Origin of the sequence: Streptomyces sp. PH10-H1 (assembly GCF_030063355.1) — a bacterium.
In the GTDB taxonomy this organism is placed as follows: Bacteria; Actinomycetota; Actinomycetes; order Streptomycetales; family Streptomycetaceae; genus Actinacidiphila.
On sequence record NZ_JASISZ010000038.1, the window covers coordinates 24,868 to 41,600 of the forward strand.

Consider the following 16,733-nt stretch of genomic DNA (forward strand, 5'->3'; position numbering starts at 1 on the left):
CCGGGTAGCGCACACCGCTGCGCCGGCGGCCCGCCCTCGGTCTGACGTGGCCACACGTCCGGGTCTGGTGTGCTCCATGGGCGTGCAGTACGGGCAGATCAGCGGGGATATGGCGCGCTCGTGCCGGGCCATGCTGGGCCGGTAGTAGCTCGGGTCTCGCTCCGGCACATGGACACATGGACCGGCCCCGCTGCCAGAAGGTAGCGGGGCCGGTCCATGTGGGGCGCTCGCTCAGAACTTCGCCACAACGCTCCCGGGGTCCTCGAACCACACACGGTGTGTTCCGTCCGGGGTGACGGTCAGGCCGAATCGCCCCCATGACGGGCGCTGGTGCTGGTCGAACCAGCGCCATGACGCCTCGGCGACGGTCCATAGGTCCGGGTCGGCGGCCTGCTGGTAGGCCGCCGCCCCGGACGGCGGGTAGGACGCCTTTGCCCATGAGCCGTCCGGCATGACCAGCCGGCGGGTGGCGTGGTCCTGGTCGTCGATGCCGTATTCGAGATCGACGCCGGGGAGATGGGCGGCGAGGAGGAACAGGAAGTGAGGGGAGTCGAACGCTTCCAGGGGGATGCCGGCCGGGCCGCCCTGTCCGGACGCCGGTGGGCGCTGGGTTGCCGGGGTGTCGTAGCCCGTGGGGTGGTGTCGGGCGCGCATGAATGAACCGCCGTCACAATGGAACGTCCCTTGCAGGCTTCCGTCTGCGATGGCGTGGAGGACCGCCAGGCCGGAGCTGAGCGGCGGCATCACGTTGGCGATGATCCGGCCGCCGGGCGCGAGTGCCGCGGCCAGGTCCGGGCCGATGCGGTCCAGCGCGCACGTGGCGATGATCCGGTCGAACGATCGCGGTGACCACTGCTGGGTGCTGGCGTCGCAGGTCACCACCTGGGGGGTGGGCCGGTCCAGGCTGGCCAGCCTGGACCGGGCTGCCTCGGTCAGCTCGGGGTCGATGTCGGCGGTGGTGAGCTGGTCGGCGCCGGCGAGCCGGTGCGCGATCAACGCGGCGTTGTAGCCGGTGCCGGTCCCGATCTCCAGCACGGTGTCTTTGAATCCGATGTCCAGGGATTCCAGCATCCGCACCATGAGGCTGGGCTGCGTGCTGGAGGCGGTGGGCACCCCATGCCAGCCGCCGTCCTCGACGGGTGTTGCCGTGGCGGGGTCCAGGCGCGTGACCAGGGAGGTGTTCGCGTAAATGGGGGTGAGCCAGTGCTCTTTGTCGGCTGCGGTCCTCTGGCGCCACACGGTCGGGCTGCCGCCGCCATTCTGGTAGTAGACGGGGACGAACCGGTGCCGGGGCGTCTGCTCCAGCGCCCGCCGCCAGTGGCCGCCGTGCAGGTCACCGGACTCCTGCAAGGTGCGGGCCAGGGTGCGGGCGTGCGGCCGCCACTTCATGTGCACCACCCTTTCAGGGTGTCGGCGATCGTGTCGGCCAACGGGAACTCGACCTTCTCGTTCAGCCATGCGAACTGCCCGGACGGATTGGCCTCGTAGAACGTCCAGCGGCCATCGGTCCGGACAACGAAATCGTGCGCCGCGTACGTGAGCCCCATCCATTTCATGTAGGTGCGGATCGCGGCGGCGACGGAGCAAGGGACGGCCACCGAGCTGTACGTCAGCGCGTCGTAATCGGTCCGCCAGTCCAGGCCGGCCGCCGTGCTACCGGCGTCGATCCTCACCCCGTGACAGGCGCCGCCGATGACGATCACCCGCACCTCGTAGGCCTTGTCCTGAACTTCCTCCTGGAACAGGTGGGCGCTCGTCTCGATCCCGTCGAGCTCGTCCAGGTCGACGCGGCGGGTATACATCGTTTCCACCTGGCCGGTGTGCGCGATGTACGGGATGCCCAGCGGCTTGGTGATGAGCGGGGCTCCGACCTCCTTGGCGAACCGGCGGACTTCCTCGGCGCTGTTGGTCACCAGCGTGGGCAGGGTGTCCAACCCGGCCGCGGCCGCCACCCGAAGTTGTTCGGGCTTGAATTCGGCGGCGGCGGCCCGGCTGGGGTGATTCATCCACGGCACCGGAAGCCCGGTCAGGACACCGCCGAGCCCGATCCGGGCCGCGCCGCGCGCCCAGTGCTCGTCCGCGACGGACAGCCCGGGGAACTCGAACTGCTGCGGCCGATTCCAGTAGACGGCGCCGATGTCGGCCAAGTCCACACTGCGGCACGCGGTGGTCAGCCGGCCTTCCCACGGGCCCGCTGCGGGTCCGCCGCGGTGGTGGGCGCTGAGCTCCACCTCGGCCGGGAACTGCGCGGTGTCCATGCGGAAAGCGGGCACAGCCCGGTCGGTCAGGGCCTGCACGATTAAGTCGGTGGCGGCCTCATGGGGGCCGTCGACTACCAGGACGGTCCTCATTCGAATACGCCCGGGTCGGCGCCCTCGTCGTGCTGCGGCGGATTTTTGGTGTCTCCATCGGGGTTGGTTTTCTTGCTCGTCGCCATCGCCGTCAACGGGGTCCCGTCGGCGTACGCGGCGGTCTGGGTTCGCGGGTCGTACACCGGCCGGGGGTCGGGCACCGCCTGGGGGTCGGCCGTTTGGAGGCGGGCGCCGGTGACGGCGTAGGGCCGTACGGGGCCGGGCCTGGCTCCGACGGGGGCCGGTGTCTGGAGTGGGAAGGGTGCTGCGATCCGCATGGAATCTCCTTGGTCCTGGGTGATGGGATGTGCTGCCGGGTGGATCGGGGCCGCTGCCCGCCCCCAACGGGGGTGTGAGGGGCGGGCAGCGGCTGCGGGGTCACCGCGCGCTCGGCGGGAGGCGGTGCCGGCGGTAGGTGTCCCCGGCATCCCGTCCCGCCGGGCCGGAGGCCGGCGGCGGGACGGGGGCTGGAGGGGTGAGGATCAGTCCGCACGCCGCTGGAGGGATCCGTTGGTTCCCGACGCCACGGGGGTGGCGGGTTCGTCACCGGACCGTGCCGCCTCGGGCTCGGGCGTGGATGCGGCCGGTTCTGGCAGGGGGCAGGGTGGCGGCTGGATGGCAAACATCAGTCCTCGTTCCGGTTGGCGGGTTGTTGGAGGGTGAGCACGTGGTGAAGCGCGTCTCCGTCCGGCGAGAGCGACACCGCGACGTCTTCGCCAGCGACAAGGGCCCGTAGCACGGTGCTGTGTTGCCCCGGGTCGTCGATCCAGCCCCGGATGGGATGGGCCTGCGGGGGATCGGCCTGGGCGGCGATCCGGTCGAGCCGGTCGAGGAGCCACCGCAGGGCGTCCTGAGGCGTGTCCAGTGCCTGACGTGCGCATTTGATCGGCCTGCCGGTCGTTGACACGGCGTCATGCGAGCCCCGGTAGGTGCCGGGTGCCGGCAGAGTGAGGATGAGTGTCCGGCGTTCGTCCCGGCTGTGGGTCCGCGTCAGCACGCTGCCCCCTGCCGGTGAGCGGACACCGTGCACTCCGCCCAGATGGCTACAGCCACACCGTCGCCGACGATCTGACGCACTCCCCACCGGTCCGCGGTGATCTGCACGATGAGCAGTCCCCGGCCGTGGTCGTCTCCGTCCTCCGGTCGAGTTGCCTGGATCTCGCCCGGGTGGGACCGCTCGGCGGCGACGGTCAGCGTCACCACATCGTCCAGCAACCGGCAGATCACGCGGATGAGCGGCGTGTCGGTGTGGTCGACCGCGTTGGTCACCAGCTCGCTGACGATCAGTTCGCAGCCTCGGGCGTCGACCTCGTCGACCAGCCACTCGGCCAACGCCGCCCGGATGTGCTGGCGGGCCCGCCCCGGTGAGGTGGTCGCGCGCGGAAGGATCAGGCCGGCACATGCTGACGACGGGCGCCTCCGTCGGCGGGGCCGGGGTTGATCGTGCACGACGGGCAGGGTGGTGCCGAGTTCGTGGGGTGCGGCGGGCGGCGTCATGGGCCCGGCCTCCTCGGGTGCGGTGCCGTGCGCGGGCGTCTCGACCGCGCGTGTGCGGGGTCAGGGACGGGGCGGCGGCCGGAGCGCGACCATCACAGCGGCGGCCTGCGGCAGCGGGATCTCAGGGGCGGGCTCCTGGGCCCATTCGACGTGTCCGCCCGCGGCCGCGCCGGGTAGCGGGACGGGATGGGGCCATTCCTGGACGGTGACCCCGTGCACCTGCGGGAGCGGCTGCGGCTGCGGCGCGTTGCTGATCAGGACCGTGGCCCGTTCCCCGATGACGCGGAACTCGCGCACGGTCGCCGTACGCAGGACGGGAGCGATGATGCCGACCCCGGCCAGCCGCTCGTTCACTTCATCGCAGGTGAGGCCGTCAACCACTACTGAGGCGATGACCGCCGTCCCGCCGCCGCGTGCGATCACCCCGTACGCCGCCCGCTCGGCCCACAGGACGTCCAGGGCGTACGGGTTGGTGGTGGCCTCCTTCTCCCACCGGTGCGAGTCCTCGGGATGCAGGTCCTGGAGGGGGCACGGAAACGGGGGCAGAGACAGGCCGTCCGGCGCCTGGCCCCGGCGGCCATTACAGCTCGGCGTGACCTGCCATCCATACGAGGCGTACCGGCCCGCCCACGACCGGGCTTCCTCCGCCCGGTGGCGGAACTCGTCATTGCCGTGAGGCCGCTGAACCTGCATCAGACGGCGGCGGGGGTTTGATCGCAGGCCGGCTAAGTCCTGGGCTCCTCGGCTGATGGGCGACATGTCCGCACTCCCTTGATGGGTTCCGCGGGCCGTCGGCCGTTGATCATTGCGCGACCGGCTCGCTACATCCCGTGACGGGATTCCCTCCTAGAATGTGTCATGCAATCCCATGAGACAAGTGCATCACTAGATTTCACTCCTCAGAACTGGGCGGAAGGGCGATGTGACCATGGCTGACCGGGGTGTTGGGGATGAGGCAGACTTGCAACCGGCAAATCCATCACGACGACCGGTGCGGCGAAGGGGGCGGCAGATGAGCGAAATGGGCGGTCCAACGGTCCGGCGCCGCCGCCTGGGTAGCGAACTGCGGCGGCTGCGCGAGGCGGCCAATCTGGATCAGGCGGCGGCAGCTCGGCACCTGGAGTGCTCCACCTCCAAAATCTCTCGCCTGGAAAAGGGCAAGGGCCTGGCCAAAGCGATTGAGCTGCGAAGCCTGCTCGATCTGTACAAGGTCACCGACGATGAAGCCCGGAATCAGCTGCTTCTGATCCACCGCCAGGCGGCGGAAACCGGCTGGTGGGAGCAGGCGGAGTACGAACAAGTCCTGCCGTCCGGACATGGCGTGTACGTGGGCCTGGAGTCCGACGCCCGCAGCGTGCAGACCTGGCAACTGGGCTTCGTCCCGGGCCTCCTCCAAACCGAGGATTACGCCCGTGCTGTGCTCTCCGACGCTCGCCGGCAGTCTGCTGACGTCGATCGTCTGGTACACGTCCGTATGCAGCGCCAAGCACGCCTTGCCGACGGTCCTGATGCACTGGACGTCTGGGCGGTCATCGACGAAGGCGCGCTACTGCGCCCGGTCGGTGGCCCGGATGTGATGCGTGCGCAGGTACAGGCGCTGATCGCGGCGGCGGAGCGACCCAACATCACCATTCAGGTATGTCCGCTCGCCAAGGGCGCGCATCCTGGCCTCGCCGGATCGTTCTCGATCCTGGAATTCGGGCCGTCCGACCCGCGGGTCGGGTACGTGGACGGGCGAGGCGGGGCGCTGTTCGTCGAGCGGGATGAACCGGTTCGACAACTGATCCATGATTTCGACCGTATGAGAGCGGTCGCCCTCGATGAGTACGAATCCGCAGCGTTGCTGCGTGACCTCATCGCCGCAAAGGAGACACAGTGATGACCCCCCGAACCCCGCCCACCATTACAGACCCCGCGTCCCTGAACTGGTTCAAGTCCACCGCCAGCAGTGCCAACGGCGAATGCATCGAGATCGCTCTAGCGCCTGGCGGCGTCGTGGGCGTCCGGGATTCCAAGGACACCGGCGGCCCGGCCCTCGCCTTCACGGCCGGCGACTTCGCAAGCTTCATCGCCGCCGTGAAAGCCGGCCACCTCGACGCTTGAGCCCAGAGAGCAGAAGGGGCCGACCCGGACGGGTCGGCCCCTTCGTCGGTACTCAAGCTGGTACGTCACCGGCGCTTGCCGCGCCTCTTCGTGCCCCCCACGACCGACCGGCGGCCCGTGGTGGGCTTGGCCGGCACAGGAGCAGTCCGCTGGGGATGTGCCTCGGCACACGCCCGTGCGGCACACTCGGCCCGCTCCTCGGCTTCGGCCTGTGCCGTCTGTACCGCCTGGATCTGACCGTGTGCCACGGCGAGCGCCTTCCGGTCGTCCTGCGCCTGGAGCTCGCTTGCTGCGGCACGCTCGGCGGCGGTCTGCTCGCGCTGGTGTGCCTCGGCGCTCTCGCGCCTAGCGGTCTCCGCCTCGGCGTGCGCCGTACGGGCCGTGTGCTGTGCCTGCTCGGCGAGCTGCATCGCCGCCGACCGGGCGCCCTCGGCCGTGTGCCGGGTCTGGTCGCATCCGCTGTGTGCCGTCTCGATCCGGCGGTACGCCTCCCGCAGCTCGGCGAGCTGCTGCCGGACCGTTCCGGCCTCGCTCTGGGCGATGCGGGCCGTGTGCTGTGCCTGCTCGGCGAGCTGCATCGCCGCCGACCGGGCGCCCTCGGCGAGCCGCTGGGCCTCTTGTGCTGTGTGTGCCTCTTGCCGGGCGGCGTCCGTCTCCTGACGGGCTGCCACCGCCTCGGCGTGTGCCGCGTCGGCGGCGGCACACGCGCTGCGGGCCTCCTCTACGGCCTGTGCCACCTCGCGGTGTGCGTCCTCCGCCTGTCGCTGTGCCGCCTCGGTCCGGGCCCGGCAGTGTGCCGCCTCCTCCTGGGCTGTGGCCGCCTCGGCACGCGCCCGCTCGGCCTCGCCCCGGGCCTGGTCCGCCTCGGCGTGTGCCGCCTCGACGGCGGACCGCAGTTCCATCGCACGCCGTACCCGCTCCTCGGCGGCGGCCAACCGGTCGGCGAACTCGGCGGCACGTTCCGCCGGTGGCACAGGCGGCACAGTCCGCACTGGTGGCACGTCGGCGCTGTTCCGCGGTGCCGGTACTAACGCGGCCGGTGTGCTGATCCTCGTCCTGGTCGTCATCGTGGTCCCTTCGATCTCCGGTCATCGGCACACCCGGTGTGCCAGGCGGGGCCGGGGGGCGGACCGCTGATCCGCCCCCCGGATGTGCCGGTCACGCGGCGGCGGAGACCCGGCGTACAGACCTTGTGCCGCGCAGTTCGCCGATGGCTCGGCACGCGGACCCGCGATCGAGGGTGATGCCGGCCTGTGCCATCTCCGCCAACAGGTTCTCGGTGATGGCGTTGGTCGTCCGCTGATCCCCGGCCCGCACACGCACCGCGTACAGGGCTTCCAGGGCGGCCCGCTTGGTCGCGTAGCCCCTGAGGTCCAGGCCATGTGCCGTGTCCTCCGGAGCGAATGTGTGCCGCTCCTGGCCGGGCTGATCCGGCACACGCGCGGTCACCCGCGCACTCGGCACACCGTGTGCCGCCGCCGCCTTCCCGGACGCCTGCTCCGGGATGTCCTCGTATGCCTCGGCGTCGTCGACACACTCGGCCGCGCTGGCGTCGATTGTGCCGACGGCTACGGCGGCCGTGGTGTGTGCCGGTGTGCCGGGGGCGCCGGACGGTGCAGTGTGCGCGCCCGGACGGTGTGCCAGTACCGCCCGTTCGGTCTCGTCGGCCAGTGCCTCGATGTGCCGGATCTGCTCGCCCATGGCGTCCAGGCCGGCCGTCTGTGCCGCGTCGTCGGCCGTGTCCCACGGTGAGGAAAGGGTGAGCTCCCGCAGGCTGCGGGTGGATCGGCGCAGGGCCAGCCGCGCCGTGAACTCGCGGTGCCGGTCGGGGTCGTCGGCGATGCCGGCCCCGTCCATGGCGTTCGCCAGTCTCGCGCTGAGCCGCCGGGCGCCCCGCTTCTCCAGGTCGGCATCCGTGATGCGGTCGTACCGGTCCGCCAGGACCACCGCCCGGGACAGGGCCCGGTCCCTGGTGATCTCCTGGGCGGTCCGGTTGCGCTGCGACAGGCCCAGCAGCGACATCAGCCGCTCGCGCAGATCACGCGCGATCTGTGCCATCGGGGACTGGGACTCATCACCCGACCGGTGCCGCAGTTCGAGACCGAGTGCGGCGTGTGCCGACAGGGCGGCACCGAAGGAGCCGACGATGATGCGGACGATCGTGCCGGTTCCCAGTCCCCCGCCCTCGTGCCAGGCCGGGACCGCCGACAGGCCCGCGAAGATCCAAACCGCGCTGCCGTACCAACCGGGTGATCCGGCCTTGCTCGCCAGACGCTCGCGGGCACCGAGTACGCACATCGCAATCAGGGACTCGAACGCCGCGCAGGACAGCAGCCGCTCGGCCGTCCCCTGCATATCGAGCCCGTCCAAGGTGAACCGATAGCTGGTGTTGAGGCTGACGGAGGTGCAGACCAGGAACGCGACTGCGGCCGCGATCGTACCGGCGGAGAACTTGCGCTGCTCCGTCTTGTCCCGGCCCCTGAGGCTGAGGACGGCCAGAAGGGGAAGGACGACGGCGACCGCAGCCCCGGCAAGGCTGAGGACGGGGTACTGCTGTACCCACGCGGCGGCGCTGGTCAGTGCACTCATCGGGCGCCCCCGACGGACTTCCGGTCATTCTGGGCGGCTGTGGCTCGGGCGGCATTTCGGGCCGTACCGTAGTGCATGGGGAGTGTCCCTCCTCGTAGTGAGTGGCGGCCCCGGGTTTGCTGTGGAGGCGTCCGGGGTCGCTCACTTTGAACTTCAAGACTTCAAGAGTCTTGATCTCCGGGGATCTGAGAGTTCCGGATCCCAAGTTCCTTGAAGTACCGGGCTCGTACTTCTGTCTCGTGGTTGCCAGTGAGTGATCCCTCCGTGGCCACGAGCGCGTCAATCGCAATCCGGATGAGCGTGTTCGAGGTGATCCGCGGGCCGCCGATCCGAGTTCTGGCGTCCATCAGCTCCCGCGCGATGCGGTCAAGAGCGCCCCACTGATCCGGCCGGATCTTCGCGTACTTGGGCCGTACGGTGTCCGCCAATTTCACGCGGCCGCGAGCTGGCTCGTCGGCTGCCGCCCTCTCGGCCGCTGCTTGGTCCGCGGCCGCCTTCTCCGCTGCCGCCCTCTCGGCCGCTGCTTGGTCCGCGGCCGCCTTCTCCGCTGCCGCCCTCTCGGCCGCTTCCCTAAGCTGGCGGTCTTTCCGCGCGTCGGGATCGGGTGGAGCAATATCCTTGCCGGCGGCCGCCACCAAATCCGCGAACTGCTTCGGCCTGTTGATCTCGCTCATGCCGGTGCACCGAGCCGAATGACCTTGTACGGCTCGCCAAGCGCGGCAAGCAGTTCATCGCCCATGGCGTAAGCGTCCGCTGCGGCCTTGTAGGCGTTGAGCTCCTGGCTCAGGAAGACCGGCTGGCCGTCGAGCATCTCGTGAGCCCCGTATTTGCGGAGCCACGTGTCAAATACCGGCAACCCAAGGTCACGCAGACTGGTCTTGGTCTGCCTCGCCCGACCGAGCGAGGTGTACTCCACTTTGCTCAACAAGATCCGGTAGTTGGCCCCCATCGGCGACAGGTGGTCGCGGATGCTCCCCATCACGGCCTTGCTTACCGATCGCTCCGGCATAAGAGGAACGATCGTCAGGTCTCCGTCCGCCGCCGCTCGGATCTTCTCCAGGTCACGGTGAGGACCGTTGTCGGTCACGACGTATCGGAACTGCGTCATCTGTCGCACGCTGTGAAGTTCGGCTGGATCATCGCTCTCGGTCAGCTCGAACGGGATGGGGACCGCGAGGTTCTGGGCCATCTCGGTCACTCCCCCGTCCGTCTGCTTGCTGTCGGCATTGATCAGCAAGGTCGGGCCCAGCTGCCCGAGCATGTACGCGGACAGGAAGGCGACCGTGGACTTTGTGATTCCGCCCTTGCCTCCCCACACAGAGACAACCAACGGTCCGTCATCTCGGGGCGGCGCAATCCAAGACTCTTGATGTTCCATACTCACGGCCTTCCTGAACTTCCCAACTCTTGATGTTCAAGAGTTACAGCCTTGTGGCGCCACAAGCCGCCGCTGAGCCCACGGTACCGAGTACACAAGAGGCTTGAACATCCGAACAACGCGACACGCAAAGAACCATACTCCCTAAGTCTTGAAGTTCAAGACTTAGGGAGTATGGTTCAGCCTAAGTTCAAGAGTCTTGAACTTAGCTTTGGACGCAAGAGAGGGACCGGGCTTCCGACGGCCCGGCCCCTCAAGTTCGGCCCTGATCGGCGTTGACGCGCCGGGGGCCTTGATCCTGTTTGGAGGATCTGGAATGAGCGTAGGGGAGTGCTGGACCGAGCGGGACGCGCTGCAGGCCGATGCGGCGGCGGCTAACCGCGTGCGTGTGATGCGGCTTGAGCCGGGGGTGGTGGCGGGCCTGGCGGCGCTGTACGGGGACACAGGAGATCCGGTGCGGGATCTGTCAGCTCTCGGCGATGACGTGTTCGTCGACCGGTACGCGGCCGGAACGGTGCTGGGGGCCGGCGCCGCGTAAGCACCGCGTGAATGCCAGCGGGGCCCGGGAGTTCTCCCGGGCCCCGCTGGTGTTCTGGCCTATCGCTGCTGAGGGACTGCGGTGCTGTCGCGGGTGGCAGCATCCAGTTCCTTGAGGTGCCGTTGTGCGTGCAGGTAGGCCGTGTTCTTCTCGCCGGGGATGATCTGGCGCATGCGCAGAACAGCGGCGCCAACCGCTGCGGCTTCGTCCGGGTTCTGGATCGTGAGCCAGAGTGCGTGTGCACGCTTGGCCGCCTCATGTGCGGCAGCGTTGTCCTTCTTGTACGACCAGCGTTCGGCTACCTCGGCGTACATCACGACGGCGGCCGCGAGCTGTCCGCTCTCGGCGGCGACGTGAGCACGGGTTTCGCGGGCGCCGAGAGCGGCGGGGTGGCTGGGTCCATGCACGCGGGTCGCGGATTCGTCGAGCTCTGCAGCTAGGGCAAGGGCTCGGGCGAACGCTCCGGCCTCGACGGCTGCCCGGATCCGTAGGTATGTCGCAGGAGCGGGTACGCGCGGGTCCGGGATCGAGCGGACGGCAGGGGCGCTGAGCTGGGGGGCTGCTGGCGTCGTGTCAGGTGTGGCGGTCCGGGGCGGGGCGGGTTCCGGGGCGACCGGCTTCGGGGCTGGCTCCGGCGGCGTGCTGAGGGATGGGGCGTATCCGGGGACCAGCTGCGGTACGGGGGTGGGCTCCGGGGGAGTGACGGCGATGGGTGCGGGCGGCGGGGTGCCCGGCGTGGCTGTGCGCGGTCGCTCCACCCGTCCCCTCTTCCCGCGCTTGGTGGTTTTCGTGCGACGGCCGTCCCCGGCCTCGCTCACCTCACCGGTGGGGCTGATGATCAGTGGCCAGACGGTGCCGTCCGCGTCGGTGGCCTGTGCGCGGACGGGGCGGGGGAGTTCAGCGCCAGTGATGGCGGCCGCCACCGCGGCGACGGCCTCGGCCCGGCCCGGGTAGGGGCCGGGGCCGGTGAGCGGCCCGGAGAGGGTCACGGTGCCATCGTCGGCGGCGGTGAGCTGGTAGCAGGGCCAGGCGGGGACCTGGTCAGCGGTGGGTTTCGGCACGGCGGGGCTCCTCTCACTGGATGGTGACGGCGGATACGTGCCAGGGCTGGCCGTCCGCGGTGCGGATCAGCTCCACATAGGCGACGTCGGTAGTGGGTTTGCCGGTCCACGCGTCGCGGCCGTGTGGCGTGGTGGTGATCGTCCACTGGCGCCAGGCGTGCGCGCTGGTGTCGACGGGGCGGGCGGCGTCTTCGGTACGGGCGAGCGAGACGGTGGTGTAGGCGCGGTGCTTGGCCCACTCGTGCCACTGGGCGCCGGGGTCGGTCTGGGGTTTGTGCGCCTTCAACAGGCCGGCGTACTCGGGCGTCAGCCACCCGGCGACGGCCGCGCGCACGCTCGCGTCGTGGGTGGAGACGTCCAACGCGGTGTCATAGGTCCACATCACGGTCAGCGCGCCCTTGCTCACGTCGGTGGCGTCGCGCTGGTCGACACTGGCCGGGACGGGGATCCCGCCGTGCGGGGTGCCGGTGGTGGCGGACGGCAGCGGCTGGACGGTGGGAGACCCGGTGGGGTCCGGGTAGGGCCCGGTCCCGGCCGGTGCGGTGGTGATGGCGGCGTGGGTCGGGGCAGGGCTCGGCCGGTCGTCGGTACTGTCGTGCGAGCAGCCGCCGGCCAGAATGGCGGTCGCCACGGCGGCCGTGACCGCGAGTGTCCTTGGGGTGCGGGGCCTGGTCATCCGAACCGCCTGACGGTCTGGGGGACGCCCGTGTAGTACGGGTCGTCCAGAGAGGAAATCTTGACGACGTCGCCCGTCTTCGGGGCGTGCAGGAACTTGCGGTCGCCGATGTAGATACCGATGTGGTCGTAGTCGGTGCCACCGTGCAGCGCGAACGCGATCACGTCGCCCGGCCGCAGGTCACCGGTCTTGACTGCCGTTCCAACGGCCGCCTGCGCCTGCGAGGTACGGGGCAGCATGGTCTTGCCGCCCGACGCGTGGAAGACGGCGTATTGCACGAGGGAGCTGCAGTCGAAGCCGACGGTTCCGGATCCCTGGGCGAATCCGCGGCTGGGCCCGTCCACGGTGCCGCCGCCCCACGAGTACGGGGTACCGAGCCACTTCTTCCCTGCTGCCACGACTCGTTGCCCGAACGGGGTGGAGACGTCGATGGCTGTCAGGTCGGAGTACTTGGGGACCAGCGACATGATGCGCTTGACGTACTGCTGGGTCTCGGGGAACGGGGGGATGCCGTGGGCCTGCTGGACCGCGCCGGGCCCGGCGTTGTACCCCGCGAGCATGAGTTCCGTGGGGTCGCCCGTCACGCCCTTGTACCCCGCGATCTCTTTCGCGAGCTGGCAGTCGTACCGGCCCTGCGTCATGATCGCGTCAGCCGGGGTGAACGGGTCCGCCTTGCCGTCCTTGTCGGCGTCGACGCCGTACGTCGCCCAGGTCCCGGGCATGAACTGGCTCATGCCCTGGGCGCCCACACCGCTGACCGCCCGCGGGTCCCAATTGGACTCCGCCTCGATCTGCGCGGCGATGACCGGCGCTTTCACCGCCGGGCACAACTTTCCCGCTGCGATCACCCACGGCACGTACTCGGCCTTCACGCTGTGGATGTTGAGGGCGTCGCCGATGCCGTTGCCGATGTCGGGGTTCTTGTCGTCGTCCTCCTGACTGGTAGCGCCGACGATCGCCAGGCTGAACACGAATAGGCCGGCGACTGCGGCCGCCGCCGCCACGGCGCCGACGGCGGCGACTTGGCCGGTGGTGCCGCTCATGCGGTCCTCAGGTCTGCGGGCTGCCTTCCCCGGCGATCAGGGCAACGAGAGCGGATCTGCTGAACCGCCATAGGCCACCGACCTTGAACGCGTCGGCTAGCCCTCTCTTGGCGGCGAGGGTCCGCACATGGCGCGGCTTGATCCGCAGGACCCCCGCGACTTCCTCCAGCGTCAGCACATCCGGATACCCGCTCAACAGCTCGCCGACGTTGTGGAACCGCCACACCCCGCCGACCTTGAACGCGTTGGCGATCTTCCCCTTGGCGGCGAGGGTTCGTGCCTGGCGCGGTTGCAGTCGCAATATCCCGGCGACTTCCTCCAGCGTCAGCACGTCCGGATACCCACTCAGCAGCCCGCCATCGACTCCATCGATCATGGCGACGCATCCTAATCATTGACAGCCCCCCGGACCTCAAGATGACCTAACTCGACCAAGGTTAGCGCTTCACGTACCGAGCTGACGGTTTTTCAACTCACATGACGCCACTCGACGTTACAGATACACTCATGACATGCTACGGAGAGGAATGGAGGGGGAGCCGTGACCGCCGAGACACCAGTCAATCCCTGGGTACCGACAGACACCCGTACTACTCCGGACAGTTCGCGACTGCAAACGGTTGCGCCCGTACGTCCATCCGGCCCGGCTCAGCCGCAGGGCCCGGGAGTTCCGCCTCCGCCCACGGCCCTGAACATCGCCTACGTCCACCCCGCACCGTCCGGCGCGTGGTGGTGGCTGGGCTGCCACGGCGGCTCTGCCGTCAGCACGCTGGAGTACGCCGTACCCGGCGGCCGTGATGCCCATCGAGCCTGGCCTGTGGTCCAAGGCGGCGGCCCGGTGCCGGTCGTCCTGACCGCGCGCACCCATGCCATCGGTCTGCAGGCAGCCCAACGGGCCATCCAGCAATGGGCCTCCGGCGCCGTGCCCGGCGTGACGCTGCTCGGCCTGGTGCTCGTCGCCGATGCCCCGGGCCGGCTGCCCAAGGCGCTACGCGACCTGCGGCGCCTGGTCTCCGGTGGTGCACCCCGCACGTGGGACGTGCCGTGGGTGGAGGAATGGCGCTGCGGCGAGCCGCCCACCGATCACTCTCCCCGCCAACTCACCGTCCTGTCGCGCGAGCTGCAAAGCCTCGCCTCACCCTCGGGAAGCCGTCATGTCTGACCTGGTCTTTGCGGCCACTGACGCCGCGCACCACCTCACCACTCTTGCCATCCCCAACCCGGGACAGGGCGGCGAGCCGCCGTTCGCGCAAAAGTTGCTCACGATCCTCGGGTGGGTTGCCTGGGGCGTCACTCTCGCCTGCGTCGCGGGCGTCCTGATCGTCGCCGGAAAGATGGCGATGGCCCACAACCGCGGCGAGGGCGGCGAGCACGCCCGCGCACTGGGCATGGTCGGGGCCGCGTGCATCATCGCCGGGTCCGCATCCGCAATCGTCGGCACCCTGTGGGTCTGAGCTGATCGGCCCGTCACCGACCGCCACCGTCCGCACTGGGGGACAGCATGACCAACACCGATCAGTCGTCCACCGAAACCCGTGGCCCGTTCACCCGGACCTGGTTCATCATCTCGGCCGGTTTCATGGCCTGCGTGGGCGGCTTGCTGGCCGCTGTCCTGCTGTCGAGCGGGGATGACAGCACCGACGCGGCCCCGGCCCCCTCGCCCACCACCACGGCCGGGGTTGCGCCTACCGGCGCGCCGGCCGATGGCTCCTGCCCGGCGCTGGCCGACACCGATACGCGCGTTCCCACCACCGCTCCCGCCGGCGTGGAATGGACGCTCTTTCAGACGGTGGCGCTGCCGACGTCCAAGACGGCCGGTCCGGCTGTCACCGAGGGGGACGTGACCCGGTGCTATGCGCACACCCCCACCGGCGCCCTGCTCGCGTCCGCCCAGATCAACACCCGGTTCATCGTCGCCCCGGACTGGCGGACGGTGACGGAGAAGCAGACCGTTGGCGATGGCCGCACCAAGTACGTCACCACGCGGACCGCGGCTGAGGCCTCCTCAGGGCCCGTCACCAACAATCCGTCGGACCACGGGCAGCTCGCCGCGTTCAAATTCGTGACCTACAGCGCCGACACCGCCGTGATTCAGCAGGTGTGGCGGTTCCCCACCGGTCAGATGCAGGTCGTCACGGTGCCGATGATCTGGGATCACGGTGACTGGAAGCTGGAGATCGCGGCGAACGGTGCCGGGGCCACCGCCGTCACCTCGCTGGCCGACTACATCGTCTGGGCAGGTGTCTGATGGGTTTCTGCGACGTCGGACAGTGGTTCCCGCCTACCACGGGTCCTTGCATCGCCATCGACGTCATCGGTAGTGGTCTGAAGGACATCGGCGACTCCGCGTTCGAGAACATCGTCAAGTGGTTCGCGGAAGCCGCCGGGCAGACGGTGCAGGCCATGACGACCGCGTGGGTGAAGATCCCGACGCCCGACATCGGCGACGAGCAGGGGCACGCGCTCGGCCCCGTGGCCTGGATGCAAACACAGCTCAGTTGGCTGGTGGGTTTCATCGCCGTGCTCTGTCTGCTGCTGGCCGCTGGCCGCATGGCCTGGGAACGGCGCGGAGAACCAGCCAAAGATGCGGTGGCTGGGCTGATCCGGTTGAGCATCGTCTCCGGCGGTGCCGTCAGTATCGTGGCCCTGCTCACCTCGGCGGGCGACCAGTTCAGTAGCTGGATCATCGACAAGTCCACCCAGTGCCCTAACCCGGGCACGGGCTCCGACGCCTGCGCGAGCGCCTTCAACGCAAAGATCGGGGCGATGACGGCGTTCACCGCCAAGACCAACCCCGGAATGTTGCTGGTCATCGCCCTCCTGCTGCTGGCCAGCAGCCTGATTCAGATCATGCTGATGCTGTGCCGCACCGCGATGCTCATCGTGCTGGCCGGGACGCTCCCGTTGTCGGCCGCCGCGAGTTCCACCCCCGCTGGCAAGGCCTGGTTCCAGAAGTCGGTGGGCTGGTTGCTCGCCTTCATCCTCTACAAACCGGTGGCCGCGATCGTGTACGCGGCGGCCTTCTCCTCCATCGGCCAGACCAAAAACACCGACCTCGTCACGCAGCTGTCCGGCGTCGTGCTCATGATCCTGGCCATCTTCACGCTTCCCGCGCTCATGCGGTTCGTGACGCCGATGGTCGAGGCGGTCGCCTCCGCCGGCGGCGGCGGGGGAGCGGTCATCTCCGGCGCGGGCCAGGCCATCGCCACCGGAGCGAAGGCCGTCCCGCAGATGCGGGGTGCGGCGGTCGCCGGTGAGGCGGGCAAGAAGGCGAAGGCCGCGAGCGGGTCGGGCAATCCTCCGGACGCTCCCCGAACACCGCCGGGCAATGGTCAGCAGCCTGACCCGCCGCGCAATCCGCCGAACACCTCCCCACCGGACCAGAAGCCTCGGCAGGCGCCGCCGGATCAGCAGCCTCACCGGACACCGCCGCCCAATCCGCCCGACCAGCGCATGCCCAAACCGTCGTCCTGACGGTGTCCACGATGACGACGACC

Annotated in this window: 21 protein-coding genes; 7 read left to right on the top strand and 14 right to left on the bottom strand. The window is 69.5% G+C overall.

Annotation, left to right across the window (positions count from 1 at the left end; translation table 11 throughout):
* Positions 1-231 precede the first annotated feature (231 nt).
* From QMK24_RS22495 to QMK24_RS22520, 6 genes are all read right to left on the bottom strand, one after another.
* The gene (locus QMK24_RS22495; protein WP_198359189.1) at positions 232-1,389 is read right to left on the bottom strand and encodes a methyltransferase domain-containing protein; all 1,158 of its coding nucleotides are present in this window, start codon (positions 1,387-1,389) and stop codon (positions 232-234) included.
* Positions 1,386-2,351, bottom strand: a complete 966-nt coding sequence (locus QMK24_RS22500) for an MvdC/MvdD family ATP grasp protein (protein ID WP_198359190.1) — start codon at positions 2,349-2,351, stop codon at positions 1,386-1,388. Before QMK24_RS22500 ends, QMK24_RS22495 begins: the two co-directional genes overlap by 4 nt.
* A complete protein-coding gene (locus QMK24_RS22505) occupies positions 2,348-2,629 on the bottom strand; it encodes a putative ATP-grasp-modified RiPP (protein ID WP_198359191.1) in 282 nt (93 codons plus the stop codon). The genes QMK24_RS22500 and QMK24_RS22505 overlap by 4 nt, the downstream gene beginning before the upstream one ends.
* A 347-nt stretch (positions 2,630-2,976) precedes the next feature.
* Positions 2,977-3,348 carry a hypothetical protein gene (locus QMK24_RS22510; protein WP_283468411.1) on the bottom strand — a complete coding sequence of 124 codons (372 nt, stop codon included), beginning with the start codon at positions 3,346-3,348 and terminating at the stop codon, positions 2,977-2,979.
* Positions 3,342-3,848, bottom strand: a complete 507-nt coding sequence (locus QMK24_RS22515) for an ATP-binding protein (RefSeq protein ID WP_198359193.1) — start codon at positions 3,846-3,848, stop codon at positions 3,342-3,344. Before QMK24_RS22515 ends, QMK24_RS22510 begins: the two co-directional genes overlap by 7 nt.
* Before the next feature lie 60 nt (positions 3,849-3,908).
* The gene (locus QMK24_RS22520) at positions 3,909-4,607 is read right to left on the bottom strand and encodes a bifunctional DNA primase/polymerase (protein WP_283468415.1); all 699 of its coding nucleotides are present in this window, start codon (positions 4,605-4,607) and stop codon (positions 3,909-3,911) included.
* Positions 4,608-4,860: 253 nt separating this feature from the next.
* Between QMK24_RS22520 and QMK24_RS22525 the strand changes: the two genes are divergently transcribed.
* The gene (locus QMK24_RS22525) at positions 4,861-5,727 is read left to right on the top strand and encodes a helix-turn-helix domain-containing protein (RefSeq protein ID WP_198359195.1); all 867 of its coding nucleotides are present in this window, start codon (positions 4,861-4,863) and stop codon (positions 5,725-5,727) included.
* A complete protein-coding gene (locus tag QMK24_RS22530; RefSeq protein ID WP_198359196.1) occupies positions 5,727-5,951 on the top strand; it encodes a DUF397 domain-containing protein in 225 nt (74 codons plus the stop codon). Before QMK24_RS22525 ends, QMK24_RS22530 begins: the two co-directional genes overlap by 1 nt.
* 65 nt (positions 5,952-6,016) lie before the next feature.
* Here QMK24_RS22530 and QMK24_RS22535 read toward each other — a convergent pair whose 3' ends face one another.
* The 4 genes from QMK24_RS22535 to QMK24_RS22550 form a co-directional block, all read right to left on the bottom strand.
* Positions 6,017-6,925, bottom strand: a complete 909-nt coding sequence (locus QMK24_RS22535) for a hypothetical protein (RefSeq protein ID WP_198359197.1) — start codon at positions 6,923-6,925, stop codon at positions 6,017-6,019.
* A 184-nt stretch (positions 6,926-7,109) separates the two neighbouring features.
* Positions 7,110-8,540 (bottom strand): hypothetical protein, encoded by a 1,431-nt coding sequence (locus QMK24_RS22540; protein WP_283468419.1) that lies wholly within the window; start codon positions 8,538-8,540, stop codon positions 7,110-7,112.
* Between the two features lie 161 nt (positions 8,541-8,701).
* Positions 8,702-9,214, bottom strand: coding sequence for a hypothetical protein (locus tag QMK24_RS22545; protein WP_283468420.1), 513 nt, complete (start codon positions 9,212-9,214; stop codon positions 8,702-8,704).
* Positions 9,211-9,918: a P-loop NTPase family protein gene (locus QMK24_RS22550; protein WP_198359139.1), complete on the bottom strand. Its 708-nt coding sequence runs from the start codon at positions 9,916-9,918 to the stop codon at positions 9,211-9,213. The genes QMK24_RS22545 and QMK24_RS22550 overlap by 4 nt, the downstream gene beginning before the upstream one ends.
* 316 nt (positions 9,919-10,234) lie before the next feature.
* Between QMK24_RS22550 and QMK24_RS22555 the strand changes: the two genes are divergently transcribed.
* Positions 10,235-10,456, top strand: coding sequence for a hypothetical protein (locus tag QMK24_RS22555; protein ID WP_198359140.1), 222 nt, complete (start codon positions 10,235-10,237; stop codon positions 10,454-10,456).
* Between the two features lie 59 nt (positions 10,457-10,515).
* Here the strand turns inward: QMK24_RS22555 and QMK24_RS22560 are convergent, their stop codons facing one another.
* The 4 genes from QMK24_RS22560 to QMK24_RS22575 are packed head-to-tail and all read right to left on the bottom strand — an operon-like array spanning position 10,516 to position 13,612.
* Positions 10,516-11,517, bottom strand: a complete 1,002-nt coding sequence (locus tag QMK24_RS22560; protein ID WP_198359141.1) for a hypothetical protein — start codon at positions 11,515-11,517, stop codon at positions 10,516-10,518.
* Positions 11,518-11,530: 13 nt separating this feature from the next.
* On the bottom strand, positions 11,531-12,193 hold the full coding sequence (locus QMK24_RS22565; RefSeq protein WP_283468424.1) for a hypothetical protein: 663 nt from the start codon (positions 12,191-12,193) through the stop codon (positions 11,531-11,533).
* Entirely contained in the window at positions 12,190-13,236 is a 1,047-nt protein-coding gene (locus QMK24_RS22570; RefSeq protein WP_283468426.1) for a C40 family peptidase, read from the bottom strand. Before QMK24_RS22570 ends, QMK24_RS22565 begins: the two co-directional genes overlap by 4 nt.
* A gap of 7 nt (positions 13,237-13,243) precedes the next feature.
* A complete protein-coding gene (locus QMK24_RS22575; protein ID WP_198359144.1) occupies positions 13,244-13,612 on the bottom strand; it encodes a helix-turn-helix domain-containing protein in 369 nt (122 codons plus the stop codon).
* 165 nt (positions 13,613-13,777) lie between these two features.
* On the opposite strand from QMK24_RS22575, the gene QMK24_RS41535 reads away from it, so the two are divergent.
* The 4 genes from QMK24_RS41535 to QMK24_RS22595 are packed head-to-tail and all read left to right on the top strand — an operon-like array spanning position 13,778 to position 16,710.
* Positions 13,778-14,398, top strand: coding sequence for a DUF6668 family protein (locus QMK24_RS41535; protein ID WP_349307914.1), 621 nt, complete (start codon positions 13,778-13,780; stop codon positions 14,396-14,398).
* A complete protein-coding gene (locus QMK24_RS22585) occupies positions 14,391-14,690 on the top strand; it encodes a hypothetical protein (protein ID WP_198359146.1) in 300 nt (99 codons plus the stop codon). The genes QMK24_RS41535 and QMK24_RS22585 overlap by 8 nt, the downstream gene beginning before the upstream one ends.
* Before the next feature lie 47 nt (positions 14,691-14,737).
* Positions 14,738-15,484, top strand: a complete 747-nt coding sequence (locus QMK24_RS22590) for a DUF8175 domain-containg protein (protein ID WP_283468429.1) — start codon at positions 14,738-14,740, stop codon at positions 15,482-15,484.
* The gene (locus tag QMK24_RS22595; RefSeq protein WP_283468430.1) at positions 15,484-16,710 is read left to right on the top strand and encodes a TrbL/VirB6 family protein; all 1,227 of its coding nucleotides are present in this window, start codon (positions 15,484-15,486) and stop codon (positions 16,708-16,710) included. Before QMK24_RS22590 ends, QMK24_RS22595 begins: the two co-directional genes overlap by 1 nt.
* The last annotated feature ends 23 nt before the right edge of the window (positions 16,711-16,733 follow it).